Here is a 20,788-nt window from a genome sequence, read left to right on the forward strand (position 1 = left end):
TCCCTATTCGGCCGCGACGAGGCGACCGGGATTCTCGTCCGCTCGGCCGAGACGCGCCACCCGGACCGGCGGCGCGGTGCCGTCGGCATGGGCCTCGAGGGCGCGTGCCAGCAGCGCCGCCGCGGCGTCCGCGTCCGGCACGGAGCGCAGCATGGGCTCGGTCCGGGCGAGACGCCAGGGCCGGACGTGCGGCCAGATGTGAAGGTAGGCGATCCGGAGGCCCGGCTGCAACCGCAGTGGCAGGTCGCCGCTGCCGTCCGTGAAGGCGCGCAGGGCCGCGGTCTCGATCTGCGCGAAGGGCAGGTTGTGGGTCACCGGCAGGGCGATGCCGGCCTGCAGCACGACGCGGCGGTTGGTCACCGTGTAGAGCGTCGTCCGGTGGGTGAGCCAGGCGAGCAGCCAGAGCAGCGCGACGGCGCCGGCGCCGATCACCAGGGTCGGCGCCACCACCCTCAGCGCCGCCGCGGGCGAGCCCGCCGCGAGGCCGAAGGCCAGGGCGCAGACCGAGAACCACGCGATCACGAGGCGGGCGTGGAACACTCGGACCAGCAGGCCCGCGGTGGTCGGCGCGCCCTGCCAGAGGATGCGCTCGCCCGGCGGCAGCGGGCCGGGCAGACCCCGCAGGGTGCCTTCGGGGAGGAAGTCGCCGCTCATATCAGGGGCTCCGCCCGGGCCGGCGTCGCGTAGAGCGTGCCGGCGCCGAAATACGAGATGATCCGCTCCTCCTCCAGGAAGGTTACGCTGTCGGGATCGCGGGTGGTCGGGATGTCGGCGAACTGGCTCGCGAGCAGCGCCTCGGTCGTCACCGTCTTGGTGAAACCGCCGGCCCGGCAGAACGTGGTCGGCATCAGCCGGCGTCCGCCCGTCGGGAGCTCGACCTCGTAGTAGCGGATCAGCGACTCGCCGCGGTCGACCCAGACGTCGCTGATCACGCCCGCGACGGCGCTGTCGGTGCCGAACACCGTCATGCCGATCGGGTTCGGGCCGTCCTCGTGGATGACGAAGTTCTTCGCCACCCGGAGGGGCACGATGCGGATCTCGTCGTCCCAGGTCCGGTCGTGCACGTCGTGCCGCAGCACCCAGGAGCCGGGACCGACGCCGGCCTGGAGCGACGATTCCGTGCGCTCGTAGGGCGCCCCCGGCCAGGGCTCGACCTTGCGGGCCGGGATGCCGGTCTCGATGTCGTCCCGGCCGTGCACCGCCTGCGGCGCGTAGGTCGTCTCGCCGCCCGGCAGGTGAAACGCCTTGGACCGCGGGATCAGGATCGGGTCGTCCGCCTTGCGCCGGCCGACCGCCTCGTTCTCCAGGGGGTAGCCCTCGCGCCGGTCCTCGCGGCGGAGCCAGAAGACCAGTCCCGCGAAGAAGAGGAAGAAGGCGTAGAGCACGACCTGGGCGACGTCGACGTAACCCGTAAGTGCGCCGGTTGGCATGGCTGTCCTCCCCGAATGTCAGGCCGTCCGGCCGGCAAGGCCGTCGGCGATGCGGTTCCGATCCTCTGTCCGAGCGTCCTCGCGCACCAGCGGTCCGAGCGCGAGCAGCGCGGCGAACAGCAGGGCGATCTCGATGTGGTAGACGATGAGGTAGCCGATGGCCGGCTCGTTCATGCCCTCGCCCAGCACCCCCGACTGGGCGATGGCGCCGCCCACGTCGCGCACGAGGCCGCTCGCCGCGATCGAGAGGCCGGCCGCGGTCGCCTGCACGGCGCCCCAGGCGCCGAGCGCGAGCCCGGTATCCTCGGGGCCGGCCCGGTTCATCGAGGCGGTGAGCGTGCCGTGGGCGAACAGGCCGCCGCCGAGCCCGATCAGGCTCACGCCCGCGGCGAACAGGTCGGCCGAGGCGAGCGGGGCGGCGAACACGACCGCCGAGAACGCGAGGATCCCGATCCCGACGCCGACCGCGGAGACGCGGAACGGGTCGCCCCCGCGGCCGAGCCAGCGCGCCGCGACCAGCAGGCCGAGCCCGCCACCGGCGGCCAGCAAGGCGGTCAGCGCCGTGGTGGCCGCCACCGAGAGGTGCAGGATCTGGCCGCCGTAGGGTTCGAGCAGAATGTCCTGCATGGAGAAGCCCGCCGTGCCGAGCCCGATCGCCACGAGGCGGCGCCGGGCGGTGCCCTGCCCCGCATAGGCCCGCCAGGAGGACCGGAAGTCCCGCTGCGGCGCCGTCCGCGTCCGGTTCGGATCGCGCGGCTCCTGCTTCCACAGGGCGAACCCGTTGAGGATGATGGTGACGAGGGCCGCGCCCTGGATCACCTGGATCAGCCGGACGGGCGAGAAATGGGCCAGGAACAGGCCGAACAGCACCGCGCTCGCCATCATGCCGAACAGCAGGGCCGCGCAGAGCAGCGCCACCACCTTCGGCCTCGCATGGGCGGGGGCGAGGTCGGTGGCGAGCGCGAGCCCCACGGTCTGGGTCGTGTGCAGGCCCGCGCCGACCAGCAGGAAGGCGAGCGCCGCCGAGAGGTCGCCGACCCAGAGCGGCCCGGTCGTGTCGCCCGACAGGATGAGCAGGGCGAACGGCATGATCGCGAGGCCGCCGAACTGGAGCAGCGTGCCGAACCAGATGTAGGGCACGCGCCGCCAGCCCAGCACCGAGCGGTGCGTGTCCGAGCGGAAGCCGACCAGCGCCCGCAAGGGGGCGAAGACCAGCGGCAGCGCCAGCATCATCGCGACGATCCAGGCCGGGACGCCGAGCTCGACGATCATCACCCGGTTCAGGGTGCCGATCAGCAGCACCGCGGCCATGCCGACGGTGACCTGGAACAGGGCGAGGCGGAGCAGCCGCCCGAGCGGCAGCTCGGCGGTGGCGGCGTCCGCGAAGGGCAGCACCGCCGGGCCGAGGCGCATCAGGGCGGCGGTGAGCTTGCGGGTGGGGGTCATGGCCGCATCCCGGATTGCACCGGGCCCCCGCCCCGATCCGCGCGGGGCGGCAGGGTGCGCGTCAGCGCCACCGCGTTCGACAGGTAGAACCCGCTGTTGATCCGGTGGCTCTGCGCCCAGGCGAAGGCGTCCAGGGCGCTCTCCGAGGCGATCCGCCGCCGCAATCCACCCTCGGTCACCGGCACGATGGAAGGCGAGCGGTCGCCGCGCGGGAAGAATTTTCCGGCCGCGTGCATCAGCGTCAGCAGGGCCGTGCGCGGCGCCACGGTGAACAGCACCGACCCGTCCGTGCGCGCACCCAGGACCGCCAGCGCCCGGGCGATGTCGGCGGCGCGGTAGTGGATCAGCGAATCCATCGCCACCACGTGATCGAACCGCCCGAGCCCGGGATCGAGCATGTCGCCCACCCGGAAATCGATGCGCCCCGCGCCGGCGATCGCCGGCAGCCGCTCCTGCGCCAGCCCGATCAGCGTCGGCGAGACGTCGATCGCCACCACCTCGGCGCCGCGCCGCGCCGCCTCGACGCTGAGCGCCCCGGTGCCGCAGCCGGCATCGAGCAAACGCAGGCCGGTCATGTCGGCCGGGAGCCAGGAGAGCAGCGTGGCCCGCATGGCGTCGCGCCCGGCCCGCACCGTGGCGCGGATCCGGCTCACGGGCGCGTCCGAGGTCAGGCGCGACCACGCCTCGACCGCGGTGCGGTCGAAGTAGGTGGTCAGCTCGCCCCGGCGGGCGTCGTAGCTGGCGCTGGCCATCAGTCGAATCCCAGAAACTCGAACAGGTCGCGGTCCTTCATGGGCTGCGCCTCGCAGGGCTCGGCGCCGGCCCAGAGCGTCTCGGCGAGCCGCATGTACTCGGCGGTCACGGCGTCGAGCTCCGGCGAGGACTCCATCTCGAACAGGGTCGACTTCTTGAGCCGCGAGCGGCGGACCACGTCGAGGTCGGGGAAATGCGCCAGCCGCTTCAGGCCGACCGCGTCGTTGAACCGGTCGATCTCGTCGGTCTTGGCCGAGCGGTTGGCGATGACGCCGCCGAGTCGCACGCCGTAATTCTTGGACTTCGCGTGGATCGCCGCGACGATCCGGTTCATGGCGAAGATCGAGTCGAAGTCGTTGGCGGTGACGATCAGCGCCCGGTCGGCGTGCTGGAGCGGCGAGGCGAAGCCGCCGCAGACCACGTCGCCCAGGACGTCGAACACGACGACATCGGTGTCTTCGAGGAGGTGGTGCTCCTTGAGGAGCTTCACCGTCTGGCCGACCACGTAGCCGCCGCAGCCGGTGCCGGCGGGCGGGCCGCCGGCCTCGACGCACATCACCCCGTTGTAGCCCTCGACCACGAAATCCTCGACGCGCAGCTCCTCCGAGTGGAAGTTCACCGCCTCAAGCGCGTCGATCACCGTGGGGGCGAGGCGCTTGGTCAGCGTGAAGGTCGAGTCGTGCTTCGGGTCGCAGCCGATCTGCAGCACCCGTTTGCCGAGCTTCGAGAAGGCCACCGACAGGTTCGACGAGGTGGTCGACTTGCCGATCCCGCCTTTGCCGTAGACCGCGAAGACCTTGGCGGTCTCGATCTTCAGATCGGGATCGAGGGCGACCTGAAGGCTCCCCTCCTCCTTTCGCGCCACGACGGGGTTGCGGATCGCGATGTTCATGCGGCCACTCCTGCGGTGACGCCTTCCAGGCGGTCCTCCAGCTCCTCCTCGGCCCGGTCGAGGGCGTCGCGCATCGCTGCGTCGGGGGTCCAGAAGCCGCGGCGGTGCGCCTCGATCAGCCTCTGGGCGACCTTGGCGGAGGCGGTGGGGTTCAAGGCGGCCATGCGCTCGCGCATGGCGGGGTCGAGGACGTAGGTCTCGGTGATCCGCTCGTAGATCCAGGGCTGGACCGCGTTGGCGGTGGCCGACCAGCCGACCGTGTTGGTGAGATGCGTCTCGATCTGCCGGACGCCCTCGTAGCCGTGGCCGAGCAGGCCCTCGTACCATTTCGGGTTGAGCATCCGGGTGCGCGTCTCCAGCGCCACCTGCTCCTCCAGGGAGCGGACGCGCCCCTCCCCGCGGGTCTGGTCGCTGATGTAGATCGGCACCGACTCGCCCTTGGCCCGGGCCACCGCCCGGCCCATGCCGCCGAGCCCGTCGAAGTAGTGGTCGACCGAGGTGACGCCGACCTCGACCGAGTCGAGGTTCTGGTAGGCCATGTCGACGGAGGCGAGCACCGCCTGCATCAGCGCCCGCTGCGGCGCCGGGCGGCCGGTGCGGCCGTAGGCGAAACTCTTGCGGCGCGCGAAGGTCTCGCAGAGCTCGGCCTCGTCGTCCCAGTTGCCCGAGTCGACCAAGTGATTGACGTTGGCTCCGTAGGCGCCCTCGGCGTTGGAGAAGACCCGGAGCGCCGCCGTCTCCAGATCGCAGCCCTGCTCGGCCTGGATCGCGAGGGCGTGCTTGCGGACGTAGTTCTGTTCGAGGGGCTCGTCGGCGGTGGCGGCGAGGAAAGACGCTTCCGCCAGGAGTTTGGTCTGCAGCGGTAGCAGGTCTCGAAAGATGCCCGAGAGGGTCACCACCGCGTCGATCCGCGGGCGGCCGAGGGTCTCCAGCGGGATCAGCTCGGCGCCGCTCAGGCGCCCGTAGCCGTCGAAGCGGGGCGCGGCGCCGATCAGCGCCAGAGCCTGGGCGATCGGGCCGCCCTCACTCTTGAGGTTGTCGGTGCCCCACAGGACCAGGGCGACGCTCTCCGGGCAGGGTTTTCCGTCCGCGGCGAAGCGTTCGAGGATGCGGGCCACCTGCCGGGCACCGTCCGCCACCGCGAAGGCCGAGGGCAGGCGGTACGGATCGAAGCCGTGGAGGTTGCGGCCTGTCGGCAGCACGGCCGGGTTGCGCAGCAGGTCGCCGCCGGCCACCGGCGGCACGAAGCGGCCGTCCAGCGCCCGCAGCAGCGCCGGAACCTCGTGGTCGCGCGACAGCAGCCGGTCGGTCTCCGCCAGACTTGCGAACGCCGCCCGGGTCACGTCGTCGGCGGGCAGGCCGGAAGCCGTCAGCGCCGCCTCGACCCCCTGCCCCGTGACGAGGGCCTCGATCCCGGCCCGCTCCGGCCGCACGCCGTGCGCCGACTGGGCGAGCGCCAGGAGCAGATCGACCCGCTCCTCTTCCGGCGTGCCCGCGCCGACCACGTGCAGGCCGTGCGGGATCAGGGTCTGCTCCAGCTCCTGCAGCGCGGTCCAGAGGCCGGAGACCCGAGCCTCCAGATCGCCGGTCCAGGCCGGCTCGGCGGCGACGAGATCGACCGCCGCGCCCTGGTCCTGGATCAGGCGCGCCAGCGTCTCGCGCTCGCCGCCCGCCTCGGGGCCGAGGCCGCGCCAGCGCTCGATCGAGCTCTTCAGGTCGAGCAGCCCGCGATAGAGTCCGGCCGCCGCGAGGCTCGGGGTCAGGTAGCTCACCAGCGTCGCCGCCGAGCGCCGCTTGGCGAGCGTCCCCTCGGACGGGTTGTTGGCCGCGTAGAGGTAGACGTTGGGCAGCGCCCCGATCAGCCGCTCCGGCCAGCAGGATTCGGACAGGCCGGTCTGCTTGCCGGGCATGAACTCGAGCGCCCCGTGGGTGCCGAAATGCAGCACGGCGTCGGCGCTGAAGTCCTCGCGCAGGTAGCGGTAGAAGGCGCTGAACGCGTGGGTCGGTGCGAAGCCGCGCTCGAACAGCAGCCGCATTGGGTCGCCCTCGTAGCCGAAGGCGGGCTGGACCCCGACGAAGACGTTGCCGAACTGCGCGCCCAGCACGAAGATGTCGGCGCCGTTGGTCTGGTGGCGGCCCGGCGCCGGGCCCCACTGGGCCTCGATCTCCGCGAGGTAGGGCTCGCGGCGCAGGTGGTCCTCGGCCGGAATGCGGGCGTGGACGTTGGCCTGGGTGCCGTAGCGCTTGGCATTGCCGTCGAGGATTTTTTCGCGCAGGGCGTCGACGCTCTCCGGCACTTCGACCGTGTAGCCGTCCGCCGCCAGGCCCTTCAGCGTGTTGAGCAGCGAGGCGTAGACCGACAGGAACGCCGCCGTGCCGGTGGCGCCGGCATTGGGCGGGAAGTTGAACAGCACCGCGGCGAGCTTCCGCTCGGCCTTCGCGGTCCAGCGGAGCGATACCAGTCGCGCGACCCGCTCGGCGAGCCGGGCCGCGCGCTCGGGATGGACCCGCATGTCCCTTGCGTTGTCGGCGCCGGAATTCGCGGAGCGGCCGCCGAACACCATCGGGGTGGTGGCGCCGTCGAGTTCGGGGATCGCGACCATCATGGTCGCCTCGACCGGCGACAGGCCGCGGTCACCCGCCTCCCACTGTTCCAGGGTCTGAAACTCCAGCGCCTGGGCGGCGAGGTAGGGCACGTCGAGCCGGGCCAGCATCGCCTCGGCGGCGGCGGCGTCGTTGTAGGCGGGGCCGCCGACCAGCGAGAAGCCGGTGAGCGAGACCAGCGCGTCGATGCAGGCGCGCCCGTCCTCCATGAAGAAGGACTCTACCGCCGGGCGGTTGTCGAGGCCGCTGGCGAAGGCCGGCACCACGTCGAGGCCCTGCGCCTCCAGGGCGGCGATGACGCCGTCGTAATGGGCGGTGTTGCCGGCGAGCACGTAGCTGCGCATCACCAGCAGGCCGACCCGGCCCTTGGCGCCCGTGAGGCGCGGCAGCCGCGACGGGTCGGCACCGATCCGACCGGTGAGGCGCGGGTGGTAGAGACCGGTCTCCGGATAATCGAGGGGTGCGGGCGCCGCCGGACCCTCGCGCCAAGCGGCGCGCTCGCCGGCCGCGTAGCGGTGCACGAGGAAGCGCACCAGGGCGGCGACGTTCTCGTCCGAGCCCGCCAGCCAGTATTGCAGGGTCAGGAAATAGGCGCGCACGTCCTGGGCCGAACCCGGGATGAAGCGCAGGATCTTCGGCAGCTTGCGCACCAGGGCCATCTGCCGGCCGGCATTGCCCTGCTGGCCCGGCTTGCCCCGCAGCTTCTTCAGGAAGTCGAGGGCGCTGCGCTTGGTGCCGCTCATGTCGAAGCGGCCGAGCTTCGTGGTCTTCACCACCTCGCCGGCCGAGAGGCAGCCGACCATCGCGTCGCAGGCCGCGCGCCGGGCCGCCAGCGCCGGCAGGATCGCCCGCACCTGCTCGTCCATGAACAGCATGGCCGAGAGCACGATGTCGGCCTGCGCGATGTCGGCCCGACAGGCCGCCAGCGTCGCGGGATCGTTGTCCCACTCGGCGGCCGCGTGGAAGCCCAGCACCAGCCCGGGCATCTCGGACCGGAGGCGCAGGCGCGCCCGCTCCACCGCGCTCGCCAAGTGATTGTCGAGCGTGACGATGACGACGCGGATCGGCGGCCTAGCGGCCGTAATGCGCTTTGGCATCGTAGAGGGTCTCGAGGGTGATGAGCGGCAGGTGCCGCTCCCGCGCGAAAGTCTCGGTGTTCGTGCGTGCTTTGCCCCGCACGAAGAACGGGATCTTCTTCAGCTCCTTCTCGGCCTCGGGCGACCACGCGGTCGCGGCCGGCCGCTCAAGCAGGATCGGAACGGGCGCCGGCGTCGGAGGGGTGTCAGCCGGCGCCCGTTCCGCGGCCTCGAACGCCTCGTCCGCCGGAGTCCCGAAGGACTTGCCGCCGAGATGCGAGGGGCCGACGCCGTCGTGGAATTCGGGATCCTCCCGGAACATGCCGAGGAGGTGCTCTTCGAGGCCCATCATCAGCGGATGGACCAGGGTGTCGAACAGGACGTTGGCGCCCTCGAAGCCCATCTGCGGGGCGTAGCGCGCCGGGAAGTCCTGGACGTGGACCGGCGCGGAGATCACCGCGCAGGGGATGCCGAGCCGCTTGGCGACGTGGCGCTCCATCTGGGTGCCGAGGACGAGTTCCGGCGCGGCCGCGCGGATCGCCGCCTCGACGTCGAGGTAGTCGTCGGTGACCAGCGCCTCGATACCGTGCGCGGCCGCCTCGGCGCGGACCTCGCGGGCGAACTCGCGGCCGTAGGTGCCGAGCCCGACGAGGGTGAAGCCGAGTTCCTTCGCGGCGACCCGGGCGATGCCGATGGCGTGCGTGGCGTCGCCGAACACGAAGACGCGCTTGCCCGTGAGATAGGTCGAATCGACCGAGCGGGAGTACCAGGGCAGCCGCGAGCCGGATCCGTCGAGCACCGGCGCCGGGTCGATCCCGGCGAGGCCCGCCACCTCCTCGACGAACCGGCGGGTGCCGCCGACGCCGATCGGGATGGTTTGCGTGAACGGCTGCCCGAAGGCCTTCTTCAGGTAGTCCGCAGCGGAGCGGGCCGTCTCGGGATAGAGCACGACGTTGAAGTCGGCGTCCCGGAGCCGGCCCAGATCGGCGGGCGTGGCCCCCAGCGGCGCCACGACATTCACGGCGATGCCGAGGGTATCGAGCAGCCGGCGGATCTCGATCAGGTCGTCCCGGTGGCGGAAGCCCAGCGCCGTTGGACCCAGAATGTTGCAGAGCGGGCGCCGCCCGGGCTCCCGCGCCGGGCGCGGGGCCGGAGCCCCGGCGAGCGCGCGGACCAGCCGGTAGAAGGTCTCCGACGCGCCCCAGTTCTCCTTCTTCTGGTAGGCGGGCAGCTCCAGCGGGATCACCGGGATCGGAAGGTCGAGGGCCTTGGCGAGGCCGCCCGGATCGTCCTGGATCAGCTCGGCCGTGCAGGAGGCGCCGACGATCATGGCCTGGGGCCGGAACCGTGCGTGCGCGGCGGCGACCGCCTCCTTGAACAGCTCGGCGGTGTCGCGGCCGAGATCCTGGGCACGGAAGGTCGTGTAAGTCACGGGCGGGCGGGCGTCCCGCCGCTCGATCATGGTGAACAGCAGGTCGGCGTAGGTGTCGCCCTGCGGAGCGTGCAGCACGTAATGCAGCCCGGACATCGCCGTGGCGACGCGCATCGCGCCGATGTGAGGCGGACCCTCGTAGGTCCAGAGGGTGAGCTGCATGGCGCTACACCTCCAGCAGGGCACGGCGTCGGAGCGGGCGCACGAACAGCTCGGCGAGGTCGCCGGCCTGCTCGTAGCCCTGCACCGGCGTGAACAGCAACTCGATCGACCACTTGGTCGACAGCCCCTCCGCCTCCAGCGGGTTGGCGAGGCCGAGGCCGCAGACCGTGAGGTCCGGGCGGGCCGCCCGGCAGCGGTCCATCTGGTCGTCGAGGCTCTGGCCCTCGGTCACGCGTGTGCCCGCGGGAAGCCACTCGATCTCGGCGGCGAGATGTCCCCGGTGCAGATAGGGCGTCCCGACCTCCACGAGCTCAGCGCCGAGTTCCCGGGCGAGGAAGCGGGCGAGCGGCACCTCTAGCTGCGAGTCGGGGAAGAAGAACACCCGCTTGCCGCCGAGCTTCTCGCGGTGGGGCGCGAGCGCGGTCTCGGCGCGGGCCCGGCCCGCGGCGGTCGCCCGGTCGAACGCCTCCCCGGAGACGCCGAACGCCTCGGCGGCGGCCCGCAGCCAGCCGGTGGTGCCCTCGGCGCCGAGCGGGAACGGGGCCGCGAGCCGGCGGGCGCCGCGTTCCTCGAGGGCGCGGGCGGTCTCGGTCAGGAAGGGCTGGGCCAGCAGGTAGCGGGTGCCGCGCCCGACCGCCGGCATGGCGCCGGCCCGGCGGGCGGGCAGGAACCGGACATCCGCGATGCCCATCGCGGCGAACATCCGCAGGAACTGGTCCTCCACCACGTCGGCCAGCGCCCCGACGATCAGGAGCGACGACGCGGTTGCCTCTGCCTCGCGGGGCAGGTCCGGCACCAGCGCCGCGAGGCAGGCATCCTCACCTTGCGTAAAGGTCGTCTCGATGCCGGAGCCCGAATAGTTCAGCACCCGCACGGGGGCGAGGCGGCCCGACAGGCGCTGCGCCGCCCGGGACAGGTCGAGCTTGATCACCTCGGACGGGCAGGAGCCCACGAGGAACAAAAGCTTGATGTCGGGCCGGCGCTCGATCAGCCGGGTCACCACCCGGTCGAGCTCCTCGTTGGCGTCGGCGAGGCCGGCGAGGTCGCGCTCGTCGATGATGGCGGTGGCGAAGCGCGGCTCGGCGAAGATCATCACCCCGGCCGCCGACTGGATCAGGTGCGCGCAGGTGCGCGAGCCGACCACGAGGAAGAACGCGTCCTGGATCTTCCGGTGCAGCCAGACGATGCCGGTGAGGCCGCAGAACACGGCCCGCTGGCCGTGCTCCTGGCGCAGTTCGATACCGCCGCAGGACGGCGGGTGGGCCAGGGGGGCGTTCATGGCAGCGCCTCCGCGAGACGCGGTGCGCGGCTGCCGGCCCTCTCCAGGCGCGCGGCCCGGAGCTTCAGAAGGAACTGGGCCGCGTTGACCACGTAGGTCGCGTAGGCCGCCAGCGCGAGGAGCAGCAGCGCCTGCCCGCTCAGGGCGCCCGTCGCGAGGGCCGCGAGGTAAGCGGTGTGGAGGGCCAGCACCAGCATGCTGACCACGTCCTCCCAGAAGAAGGCGGGTGCGAAGAGCCACCGTCCGAACACGACCTTCTCCCAGATCGAACCGGTGACCATGATTGCGTAGAGGGCCACGGTCTTCACGACGACCGAGATCTCGGCCGCGCGCGCGCCGTCACCGGTGGCCAGGGCGCGCAGCACCAGGGCGAGACTGATCAGGAAGATCGCGAACTGGAGGGGCGCCAGAACCCCCTGGACCAGGGTCCAGGGCGAGGAATCGCGCCGGCGCCGTTCGGCGGGCGTGTAGAGCGGTCGTGCCGGCCGGTCCTCGGGACCCATGCATCCGCTCCCTGCTGGTCGGCGGCGCCAGAGGCTCCGTCGTTGACAGAGGCTAGGGCGGGGGTCCCGGAAGTGTCAAGTGCGCTTGACGCTTCTGCGGTATGACACGGGGAGGGATATTTTTTCTTCGAATAAGATCATTGCCAAGATGGCCAGGAAGCGTATCGTCAACTGAGACGGCAGAGATTGCCGCCGTTTGGCTTGTCAGATCCAGGAACTGGCGGACGCGAAGAATAGACGGGCGAGCAACGCCACACCGAGCAGGCGAGCGGATCCGCCGGCCCTTCCGGGCCGGGGTCGTCTCAGGGAGGATGCCGATGGGAAACTGGAGGCATTTCGGTGGCCGTCTTGATTACGGTCCGTCCGCGGCCGGCTGCAGCCCCGTGAGCGATGGTCTTCCCGTGTTCCGCGACACTGCCCTCGGTTGGTCCGACCTGCACAGGCCCGTCCCGGACGCGCTCGCCAAGGTCGTCGAGGCGGAGATCCTGCCCCGCCTGATGCTCGCCCACCGGCCCGCCGGCCGCGCCGTCCCGGCGGACCGGGCGCCGAGCGCGCGGGAGATCGCCGATTTCAGCGCCCTGCTCCTGGCCGCCGGCCCGGTCGACCTCGACGCCCGGGTGGACGCCCTGCGCGACGGCGGCCTGCCGCTCGCGCGCCTGCTCCTCGACCTGCTCGCCCCGGCGGCCCGGCATCTCGGCGCCCTCTGGGAGGAGGATGCCTGCGACTTCCTGGCGGTGACCGAGGCCCTCGGGCGGCTCCACGCCGTGAGCCGCCGCCTCTGCGCCGAGCTGGAGAGCGAATCGGTCCCGGCCAACGGGCGCAGCGTCCTGCTGCTGCCCTGCCCGGGCGAGACCCACGTCTTCGGCCTGTCCCTGGTCGCGAGCTTCTTCCGGGAGGCCGGCTGGGACGTGACCACCGCGGTGCCCGGGCCGGGGGTCGACCCCCTGGACCTGCTCCGGTCGGACTGGTTCGACGTGGTCGGCCTGTCGCTCTCCTGCGACGTCCTGCTGCCGGTCCTGACGGCGACGGTGGCGGAGGTGCGCCGCGACTCGCGCAACCGGGACGTCCGGGTGCTGGTCGGCGGCCCCTTCTTCGCGCGCCACGGCGGCGAGGCGGGGATCGTCGGGGCGGATGCCTGCGCGTCGGACGCGTGCCTCGCGCCCGCCGCGGCGGAAGCTTTGCTGGACAGACAGGCATTGGCCTGCTGAAAGGGCCTCAAACCGACTATCACATTGCGGTGACCGTGACCCCTCAGCCCCGCCCCTCCCCGCAGTCGCCGCCCGCGGCCCTGCAGCAGGTGGCCGGCCTCCTCCAGGGCGAGGCGGTCGGGCGCATCGTCGCGGCGTCCGCGGACCTCTCCCTGGTGATCGACGCCGACGGGGTGATTCGGGACGCCGCGGTCGGCGCCGACCTCGCGGCCGAGACCGTGGCCGGCTGGCTGGGCCGGCGCTGGATCGACACCGTCACGGTGGAGAGCCGCCCGAAGATCGACGCCCTGCTGCGGGATGCCGGGACCGAGGGCATCACCCGCTGGCGCCAGGTGAACCACCCCTCGCCCGACGGCGCCGACCTGCCGATCCGCTACGCGTCGATCCGGCCCTCGGAGGGCGGCCCGATCCTCGTGCTCGGGCGCGACATGCGGGCGGTGGCGGCCCTGCAGCGCCGGCTGGTCGAGACCCAGCAGGCCCTGGAGCGGGACTACGACCGGCTCCGCGCCGCCGAGACCCGCTACCGGCTGCTGTTCCAGATCTCCGGCGAGCCGGTGCTGGTGGTCGATGCCGGCACGCGCCGGGTGGCCGAGGCCAACCCGGCGGCGGCGCGCCTCCTCGGACGCCCGGCCAAGCGCATCGCCGGGCAGGACGCCGTCGAGCTGTTCGATCCCGCCAGCACCCGGACCCTGGAGGCCCAGTTCGCCGCCCTGCGGGCGACCGGGCAGGCGGGCGAGATCCGGGCGGCGCTCCAGCACGGGCGCGGCGAGGTCACGGTCTCGGCCTCGCTGTTCCGGGGCGAGGGCGGCGCGAGCGCCCTGCTGCAGCTGGCCGCCGACCCGGCGGCCGCGGCGGCCGGGCCCGACCAGGAGGCGCCGACCGCCGCGGTGATCGAGGCGATGCCGGAGGGCTTCGTGGTCACCGATTCGGCGCGGCGGGTCCTGATGGCCAACGCCGCCTTCCTGGAGCTGGCGCAGCTCGCCACCGTGGGCCAGGCCCGCGGGCGCACCCTCGACCACTGGCTCGGCCGCGACGAGACCGAGGCGCAGGCGCTGTTCGCGACCCTCGTCGACCACGGCGCCGTGCGCCGCTTCGCCACCGTCGTCCGCGGCGCCTACGGCGGCATGGAGGACGTGGAGGTCGCCGCCGTGTCGGTGGCCGGGACCCGCCCCTGCCTGGGCTTCGCCATCCGGTCGGGCCCGCGGCGGATCGCCGAGGGACGTCCCGGGGTCGGTCGGGAGGTGCCCCGCTCGGTGGAGCAGATGACCGAGCTCGTGGGCCGGGTCTCGATGAAGACCCTGGTCCGCGAGACGACGGACCTGATCGAGAAGCTCTGCATCGAGGCGGCGCTGCGGATCACCCGGGACAACCGGGCCTCGGCGGCCGAGATGCTCGGCCTGAGCCGGCAGGGCCTCTACGCCAAGATGCGCCGCTACGGCGTCGGCGACCTCGACGGCCCGGTCGAGGAGGCCTGACGGCCCCCGCCCCGGGGCGCGGCCGGCCGCGGGTCCCGTCCGGTTCATCCCCGCCCGGCCTGCCGGAGCCCCGTGCGGGCGCGCCGCGTCGGCCCGGAACCCGGTGCCGGAACCGGGTGCCTGAGCCGGGCGCCGAGTGGCTCGAGGATCCCGGAATCGTGCTCGCGTCCGAGGGGCGCCCGGGGCGCCCGGGGCGCCGCCGGAGCGCCGCCGTCGCGCCGGGACCCGCCCGCGCCGGGCGGGTCCGCCGCCGCGGTTCCCAGGTGTTTCGGATAATGTATTTCTGGGCCACCGCTGTATTGATCCGACAAACGTCGCGCACACGTGGTCGCGTCGTGTAAATCTGCCTTGACACTCGGGCGGGCCCCGTTAGCCTCCCGCCATGACCGCTACGCCCGCCCCGAGCGCAGTCATCGAGCTGCTGAAGCCGCTCACGTGGTTCGCGCCGATGTGGGCCTTCGCCTGCGGGGTCATTTCCTCGGGCCAGCCGGCCAGCGGCCAGTGGCCGGTGATCGCCGCCGGCATCCTGCTGGCCGGCCCGCTGGTCTGCGCCACCAGCCAGGCCGCCAACGACTGGTTCGACCGCCACGTCGACGCGATCAACGAGCCGGACCGGCCGATCCCGTCCGGGCGGATCCCGGGCCGTTGGGGGCTCTACCTCGCCCTCGCCTGGACGGCCCTGTCGCTGGCGGTGGCCGCCGCCCTCGGGCCCTGGATCCTCGGGGCCGCCCTGTTCGGGCTCGCGCTCGCCTGGGTCTACTCGGCGCCGCCCGTGCGGCTGAAGCGGAACGGCTGGTGGGGCAACGCCGCGGTGGCGCTCTGCTACGAGGGTCTGCCCTGGTTCACCGGCGCCGCCGTCATGGCCGCCGCCCTGCCCGACCGGCGGGTGCTCCTGGTGGCGCTGCTCTACGCGGCCGGCGCCCACGGCATCATGACCCTCAACGACTTCAAGTCCGTGGAGGGCGACCGGCGGATGGGGCTGCTGTCGCTGCCGGTGCAGATGGGCTCCGCGCGCGCCGCGCGCTTCGCCTGCCTGGTCATGGCCCTGCCGCAGGTCGCGGTGATCGCGCTCCTCGCCGGCTGGGAGCGCTACTGGCACGCCGGCCTCGTGGCGGCGCTCCTCGCCGGCCAGGTCGCCCTGATGGCCCGGTTCCTCGAGAATCCCCGGGAGCGGGCGATCTGGTACAACGGCACCGGCACCACGCTCTACGTCCTCGGCATGCTGGTCGCGGCCTTCGCGCTGCGCCCGCTGGTGGGAGGCGCGTGATGGGGATCGAGTCGCGCGCGCGCCGTACGGGGGCTCTCGGTTCCTCCGCTGCGCAGCCGGTTTCAGGGCCGGGCGCGGGTCCCCTCTCCCGTGCGGGAGAGGGGGCGCGTCGCGGTTCTCGTGGGCGGGTGCCCGAGCAGCCTGGCGCGGCCGACGGCCTCGGCTGGCCCCAGATCGTCCGCCTCGGCCTCGTCCAGACCGCGCTGGGCAGCGTCGTCGTGCTGATGACCGCCACCCTCAATCGGGTCATGGTGGTGGAACTGGCGCTCCCCGCCTTCGTGCCGGGCCTGCTGGTCGCCCTGCACTACGCCGTGCAGGTCCTGCGCCCGCGCTGGGGCTACGGGTCCGACCGGAGCGGCCGGCGCACCCCGTGGATCGTCGGCGGCATGGCCGCCCTCTGCCTCGGCGGGTTCGGCGCCGCCTGCGGCACCGCGCTGGCGGCCGAGAACCTCGCCCTGGGGCTGGCGCTCGCCGCCCTCTCGTTCCTGTGCGTCGGCATGGGCGTCGGCGCGGCCGGGACCTCCCTCCTGGTCCTGCTGTCGGGCGGCGTCGCGCCGGCCCGGCGGGGCGCGGCCGCCACCGTCGTCTGGGTGATGATGATCGTCGGCTTCGCCGTCACGGCGCCGCTCGCCGGGCACTTCCTCGACCCGTTCTCCGGCCCGCGGCTCGTCGCGGTCTCGGGCACGGTCTCGCTCGTCGCCTTCGGCGTGGCGGCGCTCGCGCTCGCCGGCGTCGAGCGCCGCCTGCCGGTCCGGGCCCCCGAGCCCGCGGAGGCCCGCCGCCCGTTCTTCACCGTGCTGGCCCGGGTGCTGGCCGACCCCGTGGCCCGGACCTTCACGGTCTTCGTCTTCGTGTCGATGCTGGCCTACAGCGCCCAGGAGCTGATCCTGGAGCCCTATGCCGGCCTCGTCTTCGCGATGACCCCCGGCGCCACCACCAAGCTCGCCGGCCTCCAGCACGGCGGCGTGCTCGCCGGCATGCTGCTGGTGGCGGCGGTGACGCTCCTCGCCCGGGGCACCGCCCTCGCGTCCCTGCGGCTCTGGATCGGGATCGGCTGCGCCGGCTCGGCCGCGGCCCTGTTCGCCCTGGCGAGCGGCGCGGCGGCGGGATCGGACTTCCCCCTGCGCACGACGGTCTTCGCCCTCGGGGTGGCCAACGGCGCCTACGCGGTCGCCGCCATCGGCTCGATGATGGCGCTCGCCGGCCGCGGCGACGCGCGGGAGCGCGGCACCCGCATGGGCGTCTGGGGCGCCGCGCAGGGCGTCGCCTTCGGCGCCGGCGGCTTCCTCGGAGCGGTGGCGGTCGACGCCGTCCGGCTCGTCACCGCCGAACCCGTCCAGGCCTACGCGGCGGTGTTCGCCGCGGAAGGGCTGCTGTTCCTCGTCGCGGTCGTCCTGGCGGCCCGGCTCGACTCAGCCCCGGCACCGGACCCGGTGCCGCTCGATCCTGCCTTCAGCGCGAGGTGAGGCCATGGCCCGGTTGGACGACGGCGGCCCCGGCCGCGACAGCTACGACGTCGTGGTGGTCGGCGGCGGGCCGGCCGGCGCCACGGCGGCGACCGACCTCGCCCGGGCCGGCCACGCGGTGCTGCTCCTCGACAAGCCCGGGCGGATCAAGCCCTGCGGCGGCGCGATCCCGCCGCGGCTGATCCGCGACTTCGCGATCCCCGACGCGCTCCTCGTCGCCAAGATCCGCTCGGCCCGGATGGTGGCGCCGAGCGGCAAGACCGTCGACATGCCGGTGGGCGAGGGCTTCGTCGGCATGGTCGACCGCGAGCATTTCGACCCGTGGCTGCGCGCCCGGGCCGCGGAGGCCGGCGCCGACCTGCGCGCGGCCGCCTTCGAGCGGATCACCCGGCCCGACGACGGGCCGCCGCTGGTCCACTTCACCACCGGCGCGGGGACCGGCCTCGCCCGCCACGCCGTCCGGGCGCGCCTCGTCGTCGGCGCCGACGGCGCCTGCTCGCCGGTCGGCCGCGCGGAGGTGCCGGGCCACGCCAGGATGCGGCAGGTCTTCGCCTATCACGAGATCCTCCGGGTGCCGGAGGCCGGCGCCCCCGGGGCCGGGTCGGTCGAGGCGACCCGCTGCGACGTCTACTACCAGGGCCGCCACTCGCCGGATTTCTACAGCTGGATCTTCCCCCACGGGGACACGCTGAGCATCGGCACCGGCAGCGCCCGGAAGGGCTTCTCCCTGCGCTCCTCGATCCGCGCTCTGCGGGTGGCGACCGGCCTCGACGGGGCCGAGACCGTCCGGCGCGAGGGCGCCCCCCTCCCCCTCAAGCCGCTGAAGCGCTGGGACAACGGCCGCGACGTGCTGCTGGCGGGCGATGCCGCCGGCGTCGTCGCCCCGGCCTCCGGGGAGGGCATCTACTACGCGATGCTGGGCGGGCGCCTCTCCGCCGAGGCCGCCGCCGCCTTCCTCGAGACCGGCGATGCCCGGGCGCTCGGGCGCGCGCGAAGACGGTTCATGAAGCTGCACGGGCGCGTGTTCTGGATCCTCGGGATGATGCAGTGGGTCTGGTACCGCAGCGACGGCCTGCGCGAGCGCTTCGTCTCGATCTGCCGGGACAAGGACGTCCAGCAGCTCACCTGGGACAGCTACATGAACAAGGAGCTGGTCCGCGCGAAGCCCGCCGCCCACGCGCGGATCTTCTTCAAGGACCTCGCCCACCTGTTCCGCTGGGTCTCGCCGTGAGCCTCGGCCTCGCCGATCTCGGGCCGCCCGCGGTGGCCGCCGCCGCCGCCGTGCTGGTGGCCGTGGCCGGCGGCCTCGCGACCACGACGGACACGTGGTACCGGCGCCTGCGGGTCCCGGCCTGGAAGCCGCCGGACTGGGCCTTCGGGCCGGTCTGGGCGGTGATCTTCGCGCTGACCGCCACCTCGGCGGTCCTCGCCTGGAGCGGCGCGGCCGACCCCGTCGCCCGGGGCGTGCTGATCGCCGCCTTCGCGGTGAACGGGGTGCTCAACATCGCCTGGAGCGTGCTGTTCTTCCGGTTCCGCCGGCCCGACTGGGCGCTCGCCGAGGTCGCGGCCCTGTGGCTGTCGATCGCCGTGCTGGTGCTGGTCACCGGCCGGATCTCCGTCGCGGCGGGCCTCATGAACCTGCCCTACCTCGCCTGGGTCAGCGTCGCCGCCTGCCTGAACCTGCGGATCGTGCGCCTCAACGCGCCCTTCGGGGAGCCGGCGTGATGGAGCCGCCGCTCGCCGCCGCCCTCGCCGCCGCCTTCGCCTCGGGCCGGATCGTCGACGGGATCCTCCTGCTCGTCGCCCTGGAGGCCCTCGTCCTCGCCTGGCTCAGCCGCCGGGGCGGGCCGCCGCTGCCGTCCCTGCTGGCCACGCTCGCCTCCGGCGCCGCGCTGATGCTGGCCCTGCGGGCGGCGCTGGCGGGGGCCGGCTTCGTCGCGGTCGCCGGGTGGATGCTCGCCGGGCTCGCCGCCCATCTGGCCGATCTCGGCCTGCGCTTCCGGTCCGCCACGGCACATCGCCGCAGCCCGGCGCCGCCCGGAACAACGCCCCGAACGGCCGCGTTCACGCGCGTCACAAATCTCAAACAGCTCTAAACTCGGGATGGGAGACGCGGCATGCAGCGCACGAGAGCCCTCTCCTCCGGCCGCCTGCCGCCGATCCGGACGGCGCCGATCCTGGGGAGCCTGTTCCTGGCGAGCCTGTTCCCGGCCGCGCCGGCGCTGGCGCAGGACGGGTCGGCCGACCAGATCGCGCGCGGCAAGTATCTCGTGACCATGGGCGACTGCGCGGCCTGCCACACGGCGCCGGGCGGCAAGTACCTCGCCGGCAACTACGCGCTGAACATGCCCTTCGGCGTGATCATGACCCCCAACCTCACCCCCGACAAGGAGACCGGCCTCGGCAACTGGAGCTACGCCGACTTCGACCAGGCGTTCCGGCACGGCTACAGCAAGAACGTCGGCTACCTCTACCCGGCCTTCCCGTTCGGCTGGTTCACCAAGGTCACCGACGAGGACACCCAGGCGATCTGGGCCTACCTGCAATCGGTCCCGGCCGTGAACGAGAAGCGGCAGGAGAGCCAGATCCCGTTCCCGTTCAGCGTCCGCACGGCGCTGGTGACGTGGCGGACGGCCTTCTTCACCGACGAGCGCTTCAAGCCCGACCCGAAGGCCAGCGCCGAGGTGAACCGCGGCGCCTACCTGGTGGAGGGCCTCGGCCACTGCGCCATGTGCCACAACGAGAACAAGCTCGTCGGCAATTCGAGCTTCGCGGGCCGGTTCGGCGGCGGCGTGATCGACGGCTGGTACGCCCCCAACATCACCCCGGACGGCCACCAGGGCATCGGTGCCTGGACCGACGAGCAGGTGGTGACCTACCTCAAGACCGGCACCGCCCCGGGCGACCGGCCGGGCGTCGCCGCCGGCCCGATGCGCCAGACCATCATGGAATCCCTCTCCAAGGTGAAGGAGGAGGACCTCAAGGCCATGGTCGCGTACCTGCGCACCGTGCCGGCCAAGCAGACCTACAAGCCGAAGGACCTCACGGCCTTCGACACGCCCGACGCGCCGGGCGCCTCCACCTACCTGACCTACTGCTCCTCGTGCCACCAGCCCGACGGCAAGGGCATCGAGGGCGCGGTCCCGGCGCTCGCCGGCAACACCTCGGTCCAGTCCGACGGGCCCGAGACGGTGCTGCGGGTGATCTACGGCGGCCTCGCCGCCCAGAGCGGGCTGGCCCCGATGGTGGCGATCGGCCAGCAGATGACCGATGTCGAGGTGAAGAACGTCACCGACTACATCCGCAATTCCTGGGGCAACAGGGCGCCGCCGGTGACCGGCGACAAGGCCTCGGAGGCGCGCGCCGCCACCCGGACCATGCTGGCCGGCACCGCCCCCTGCGCGGAGATCGAGCAGGACAAGCTCAAGGCCGCCTTCGAGAAGCTCGGCATCCAGGCGAGCCTGACCGGACTGAAGCAGCAGGACTTCGTCCCGACCCTCGCCCGGCTGGTCCAGCAGGTGAAGGCGGAGCCGACCGGCGTCACCGACGACGACATCGTCAACGGCCTGACCACGGCCTTCTGCAAGGTCGGCCGCGACGACCCGCAATACGGCAAGCCGAGCTGGCCCGCGGTGATCGGCACCTTCGCCAACGTCGCCTACAGCCAGGTGAAGCACCCGGAGAAGCAGGCCGCCAACGTCCCCTCCGCCACCACGCCGCCGGCCAGGAACTGAGGCGCCGCCGCGCGGCCCCGGCAGGCCGGGGCTGTCGCGGCCGGATCGAGCGGAACGGATG

At 73.1% G+C, this 20,788-nt stretch carries 17 protein-coding genes; 8 read left to right on the forward strand and 9 right to left on the reverse strand.

All coding sequences use genetic code 11. From position 1 onward, the window contains the following. Nucleotides 1-3: 3 nt before the first annotated feature. Genes puhB through bchF form a run of 9 tightly spaced genes read right to left on the reverse strand, consistent with a single transcriptional unit; the run spans nucleotide 4 to nucleotide 11,577 of the window. Nucleotides 4-654 (reverse strand): photosynthetic complex putative assembly protein PuhB, encoded by a 651-nt coding sequence (gene puhB / locus BKE41_RS10535; protein WP_012318822.1) that lies wholly within the window; start codon nucleotides 652-654, stop codon nucleotides 4-6. Next, nucleotides 651-1,430: a photosynthetic reaction center subunit H gene (puhA, locus tag BKE41_RS10540; RefSeq protein ID WP_012318823.1), complete on the reverse strand. Its 780-nt coding sequence runs from the start codon at nucleotides 1,428-1,430 to the stop codon at nucleotides 651-653. The genes puhB and puhA overlap by 4 nt, the downstream gene beginning before the upstream one ends. Before the next feature lie 18 nt (nucleotides 1,431-1,448). Then, on the reverse strand, nucleotides 1,449-2,876 hold the full coding sequence (locus tag BKE41_RS10545) for a BCD family MFS transporter (RefSeq protein WP_070999331.1): 1,428 nt from the start codon (nucleotides 2,874-2,876) through the stop codon (nucleotides 1,449-1,451). Further along, on the reverse strand, nucleotides 2,873-3,628 hold the full coding sequence (gene bchM / locus BKE41_RS10550; RefSeq protein WP_012318825.1) for a magnesium protoporphyrin IX methyltransferase: 756 nt from the start codon (nucleotides 3,626-3,628) through the stop codon (nucleotides 2,873-2,875). The genes BKE41_RS10545 and bchM overlap by 4 nt, the downstream gene beginning before the upstream one ends. Further along, nucleotides 3,628-4,521: a ferredoxin:protochlorophyllide reductase (ATP-dependent) iron-sulfur ATP-binding protein gene (bchL, locus tag BKE41_RS10555; protein ID WP_012318826.1), complete on the reverse strand. Its 894-nt coding sequence runs from the start codon at nucleotides 4,519-4,521 to the stop codon at nucleotides 3,628-3,630. Before bchL ends, bchM begins: the two co-directional genes overlap by 1 nt. After that, a complete protein-coding gene (locus BKE41_RS10560; protein ID WP_070999332.1) occupies nucleotides 4,518-8,222 on the reverse strand; it encodes a magnesium chelatase subunit H in 3,705 nt (1,234 codons plus the stop codon). Before BKE41_RS10560 ends, bchL begins: the two co-directional genes overlap by 4 nt. Continuing rightward, complete coding sequence (gene bchB / locus BKE41_RS10565; RefSeq protein WP_024830327.1) at nucleotides 8,197-9,795, reverse strand: ferredoxin:protochlorophyllide reductase (ATP-dependent) subunit B; 1,599 nt, start codon at nucleotides 9,793-9,795, stop codon at nucleotides 8,197-8,199. The genes BKE41_RS10560 and bchB overlap by 26 nt, the downstream gene beginning before the upstream one ends. A 4-nt stretch (nucleotides 9,796-9,799) precedes the next feature. Further along, nucleotides 9,800-11,074 (reverse strand): ferredoxin:protochlorophyllide reductase (ATP-dependent) subunit N, encoded by a 1,275-nt coding sequence (locus BKE41_RS10570; protein WP_070999334.1) that lies wholly within the window; start codon nucleotides 11,072-11,074, stop codon nucleotides 9,800-9,802. Then, entirely contained in the window at nucleotides 11,071-11,577 is a 507-nt protein-coding gene (bchF, locus tag BKE41_RS10575) for a 2-vinyl bacteriochlorophyllide hydratase (RefSeq protein WP_070999336.1), read from the reverse strand. The genes BKE41_RS10570 and bchF overlap by 4 nt, the downstream gene beginning before the upstream one ends. A gap of 317 nt (nucleotides 11,578-11,894) precedes the next feature. On the opposite strand from bchF, the gene BKE41_RS10580 reads away from it, so the two are divergent. The 8 genes from BKE41_RS10580 (at nucleotide 11,895) to BKE41_RS10615 (ending at nucleotide 20,727) form a co-directional block, all read left to right on the forward strand. Beyond that, a complete protein-coding gene (locus BKE41_RS10580; protein WP_043073611.1) occupies nucleotides 11,895-12,785 on the forward strand; it encodes a cobalamin B12-binding domain-containing protein in 891 nt (296 codons plus the stop codon). A 29-nt stretch (nucleotides 12,786-12,814) separates the two neighbouring features. Beyond that, nucleotides 12,815-14,260 carry a transcriptional regulator PpsR gene (gene ppsR, locus BKE41_RS10585; RefSeq protein ID WP_012318832.1) on the forward strand — a complete coding sequence of 482 codons (1,446 nt, stop codon included), beginning with the start codon at nucleotides 12,815-12,817 and terminating at the stop codon, nucleotides 14,258-14,260. Nucleotides 14,261-14,642: 382 nt separating this feature from the next. Next, the gene (gene chlG / locus BKE41_RS10590; protein ID WP_012318833.1) at nucleotides 14,643-15,527 is read left to right on the forward strand and encodes a chlorophyll synthase ChlG; all 885 of its coding nucleotides are present in this window, start codon (nucleotides 14,643-14,645) and stop codon (nucleotides 15,525-15,527) included. Further along, nucleotides 15,527-16,993 (forward strand): BCD family MFS transporter, encoded by a 1,467-nt coding sequence (locus BKE41_RS10595; RefSeq protein WP_244633182.1) that lies wholly within the window; start codon nucleotides 15,527-15,529, stop codon nucleotides 16,991-16,993. Before chlG ends, BKE41_RS10595 begins: the two co-directional genes overlap by 1 nt. A 4-nt stretch (nucleotides 16,994-16,997) precedes the next feature. Beyond that, the gene (locus tag BKE41_RS10600) at nucleotides 16,998-18,224 is read left to right on the forward strand and encodes a geranylgeranyl diphosphate reductase (protein WP_012318835.1); all 1,227 of its coding nucleotides are present in this window, start codon (nucleotides 16,998-17,000) and stop codon (nucleotides 18,222-18,224) included. Further along, nucleotides 18,221-18,718: a TspO/MBR family protein gene (locus tag BKE41_RS10605; RefSeq protein WP_012318836.1), complete on the forward strand. Its 498-nt coding sequence runs from the start codon at nucleotides 18,221-18,223 to the stop codon at nucleotides 18,716-18,718. Before BKE41_RS10600 ends, BKE41_RS10605 begins: the two co-directional genes overlap by 4 nt. Then, complete coding sequence (locus BKE41_RS10610; protein WP_012318837.1) at nucleotides 18,718-19,089, forward strand: hypothetical protein; 372 nt, start codon at nucleotides 18,718-18,720, stop codon at nucleotides 19,087-19,089. Before BKE41_RS10605 ends, BKE41_RS10610 begins: the two co-directional genes overlap by 1 nt. A gap of 21 nt (nucleotides 19,090-19,110) precedes the next feature. Further along, the gene (locus BKE41_RS10615) at nucleotides 19,111-20,727 is read left to right on the forward strand and encodes a c-type cytochrome (RefSeq protein ID WP_012318838.1); all 1,617 of its coding nucleotides are present in this window, start codon (nucleotides 19,111-19,113) and stop codon (nucleotides 20,725-20,727) included. The last annotated feature ends 61 nt before the right edge of the window (nucleotides 20,728-20,788 follow it).

The organism is Methylobacterium sp. C1 (assembly GCF_001854385.1).
GTDB classification, from domain to species: Bacteria; Pseudomonadota; Alphaproteobacteria; order Rhizobiales; family Beijerinckiaceae; genus Methylobacterium; species Methylobacterium radiotolerans.

Coding starts and splice junctions, on each gene's coding strand:
- BKE41_RS10610 (WP_012318837.1), top strand. CDS start 18,718: ATGGAGCCGCCGCTCGCCGCCGCCCTCGCCGCCGCCTTCGCCTCGGGC.
- bchL (WP_012318826.1), bottom strand. CDS start 4,521: ATGAACATCGCGATCCGCAACCCCGTCGTGGCGCGAAAGGAGGAGGGG.
- puhB (WP_012318822.1), bottom strand. CDS start 654: ATGAGCGGCGACTTCCTCCCCGAAGGCACCCTGCGGGGTCTGCCCGGC.
- BKE41_RS10545 (WP_070999331.1), bottom strand. CDS start 2,876: ATGACCCCCACCCGCAAGCTCACCGCCGCCCTGATGCGCCTCGGCCCG.
- bchB (WP_024830327.1), bottom strand. CDS start 9,795: ATGCAGCTCACCCTCTGGACCTACGAGGGTCCGCCTCACATCGGCGCG.
- BKE41_RS10600 (WP_012318835.1), top strand. CDS start 16,998: ATGGCCCGGTTGGACGACGGCGGCCCCGGCCGCGACAGCTACGACGTC.
- BKE41_RS10580 (WP_043073611.1), top strand. CDS start 11,895: ATGGGAAACTGGAGGCATTTCGGTGGCCGTCTTGATTACGGTCCGTCC.
- BKE41_RS10595 (WP_244633182.1), top strand. CDS start 15,527: ATGGGGATCGAGTCGCGCGCGCGCCGTACGGGGGCTCTCGGTTCCTCC.
- BKE41_RS10560 (WP_070999332.1), bottom strand. CDS start 8,222: ATGCCAAAGCGCATTACGGCCGCTAGGCCGCCGATCCGCGTCGTCATC.
- BKE41_RS10615 (WP_012318838.1), top strand. CDS start 19,111: ATGCAGCGCACGAGAGCCCTCTCCTCCGGCCGCCTGCCGCCGATCCGG.
- bchF (WP_070999336.1), bottom strand. CDS start 11,577: ATGGGTCCCGAGGACCGGCCGGCACGACCGCTCTACACGCCCGCCGAA.
- BKE41_RS10570 (WP_070999334.1), bottom strand. CDS start 11,074: ATGAACGCCCCCCTGGCCCACCCGCCGTCCTGCGGCGGTATCGAACTG.
- puhA (WP_012318823.1), bottom strand. CDS start 1,430: ATGCCAACCGGCGCACTTACGGGTTACGTCGACGTCGCCCAGGTCGTG.
- bchM (WP_012318825.1), bottom strand. CDS start 3,628: ATGGCCAGCGCCAGCTACGACGCCCGCCGGGGCGAGCTGACCACCTAC.
- chlG (WP_012318833.1), top strand. CDS start 14,643: ATGACCGCTACGCCCGCCCCGAGCGCAGTCATCGAGCTGCTGAAGCCG.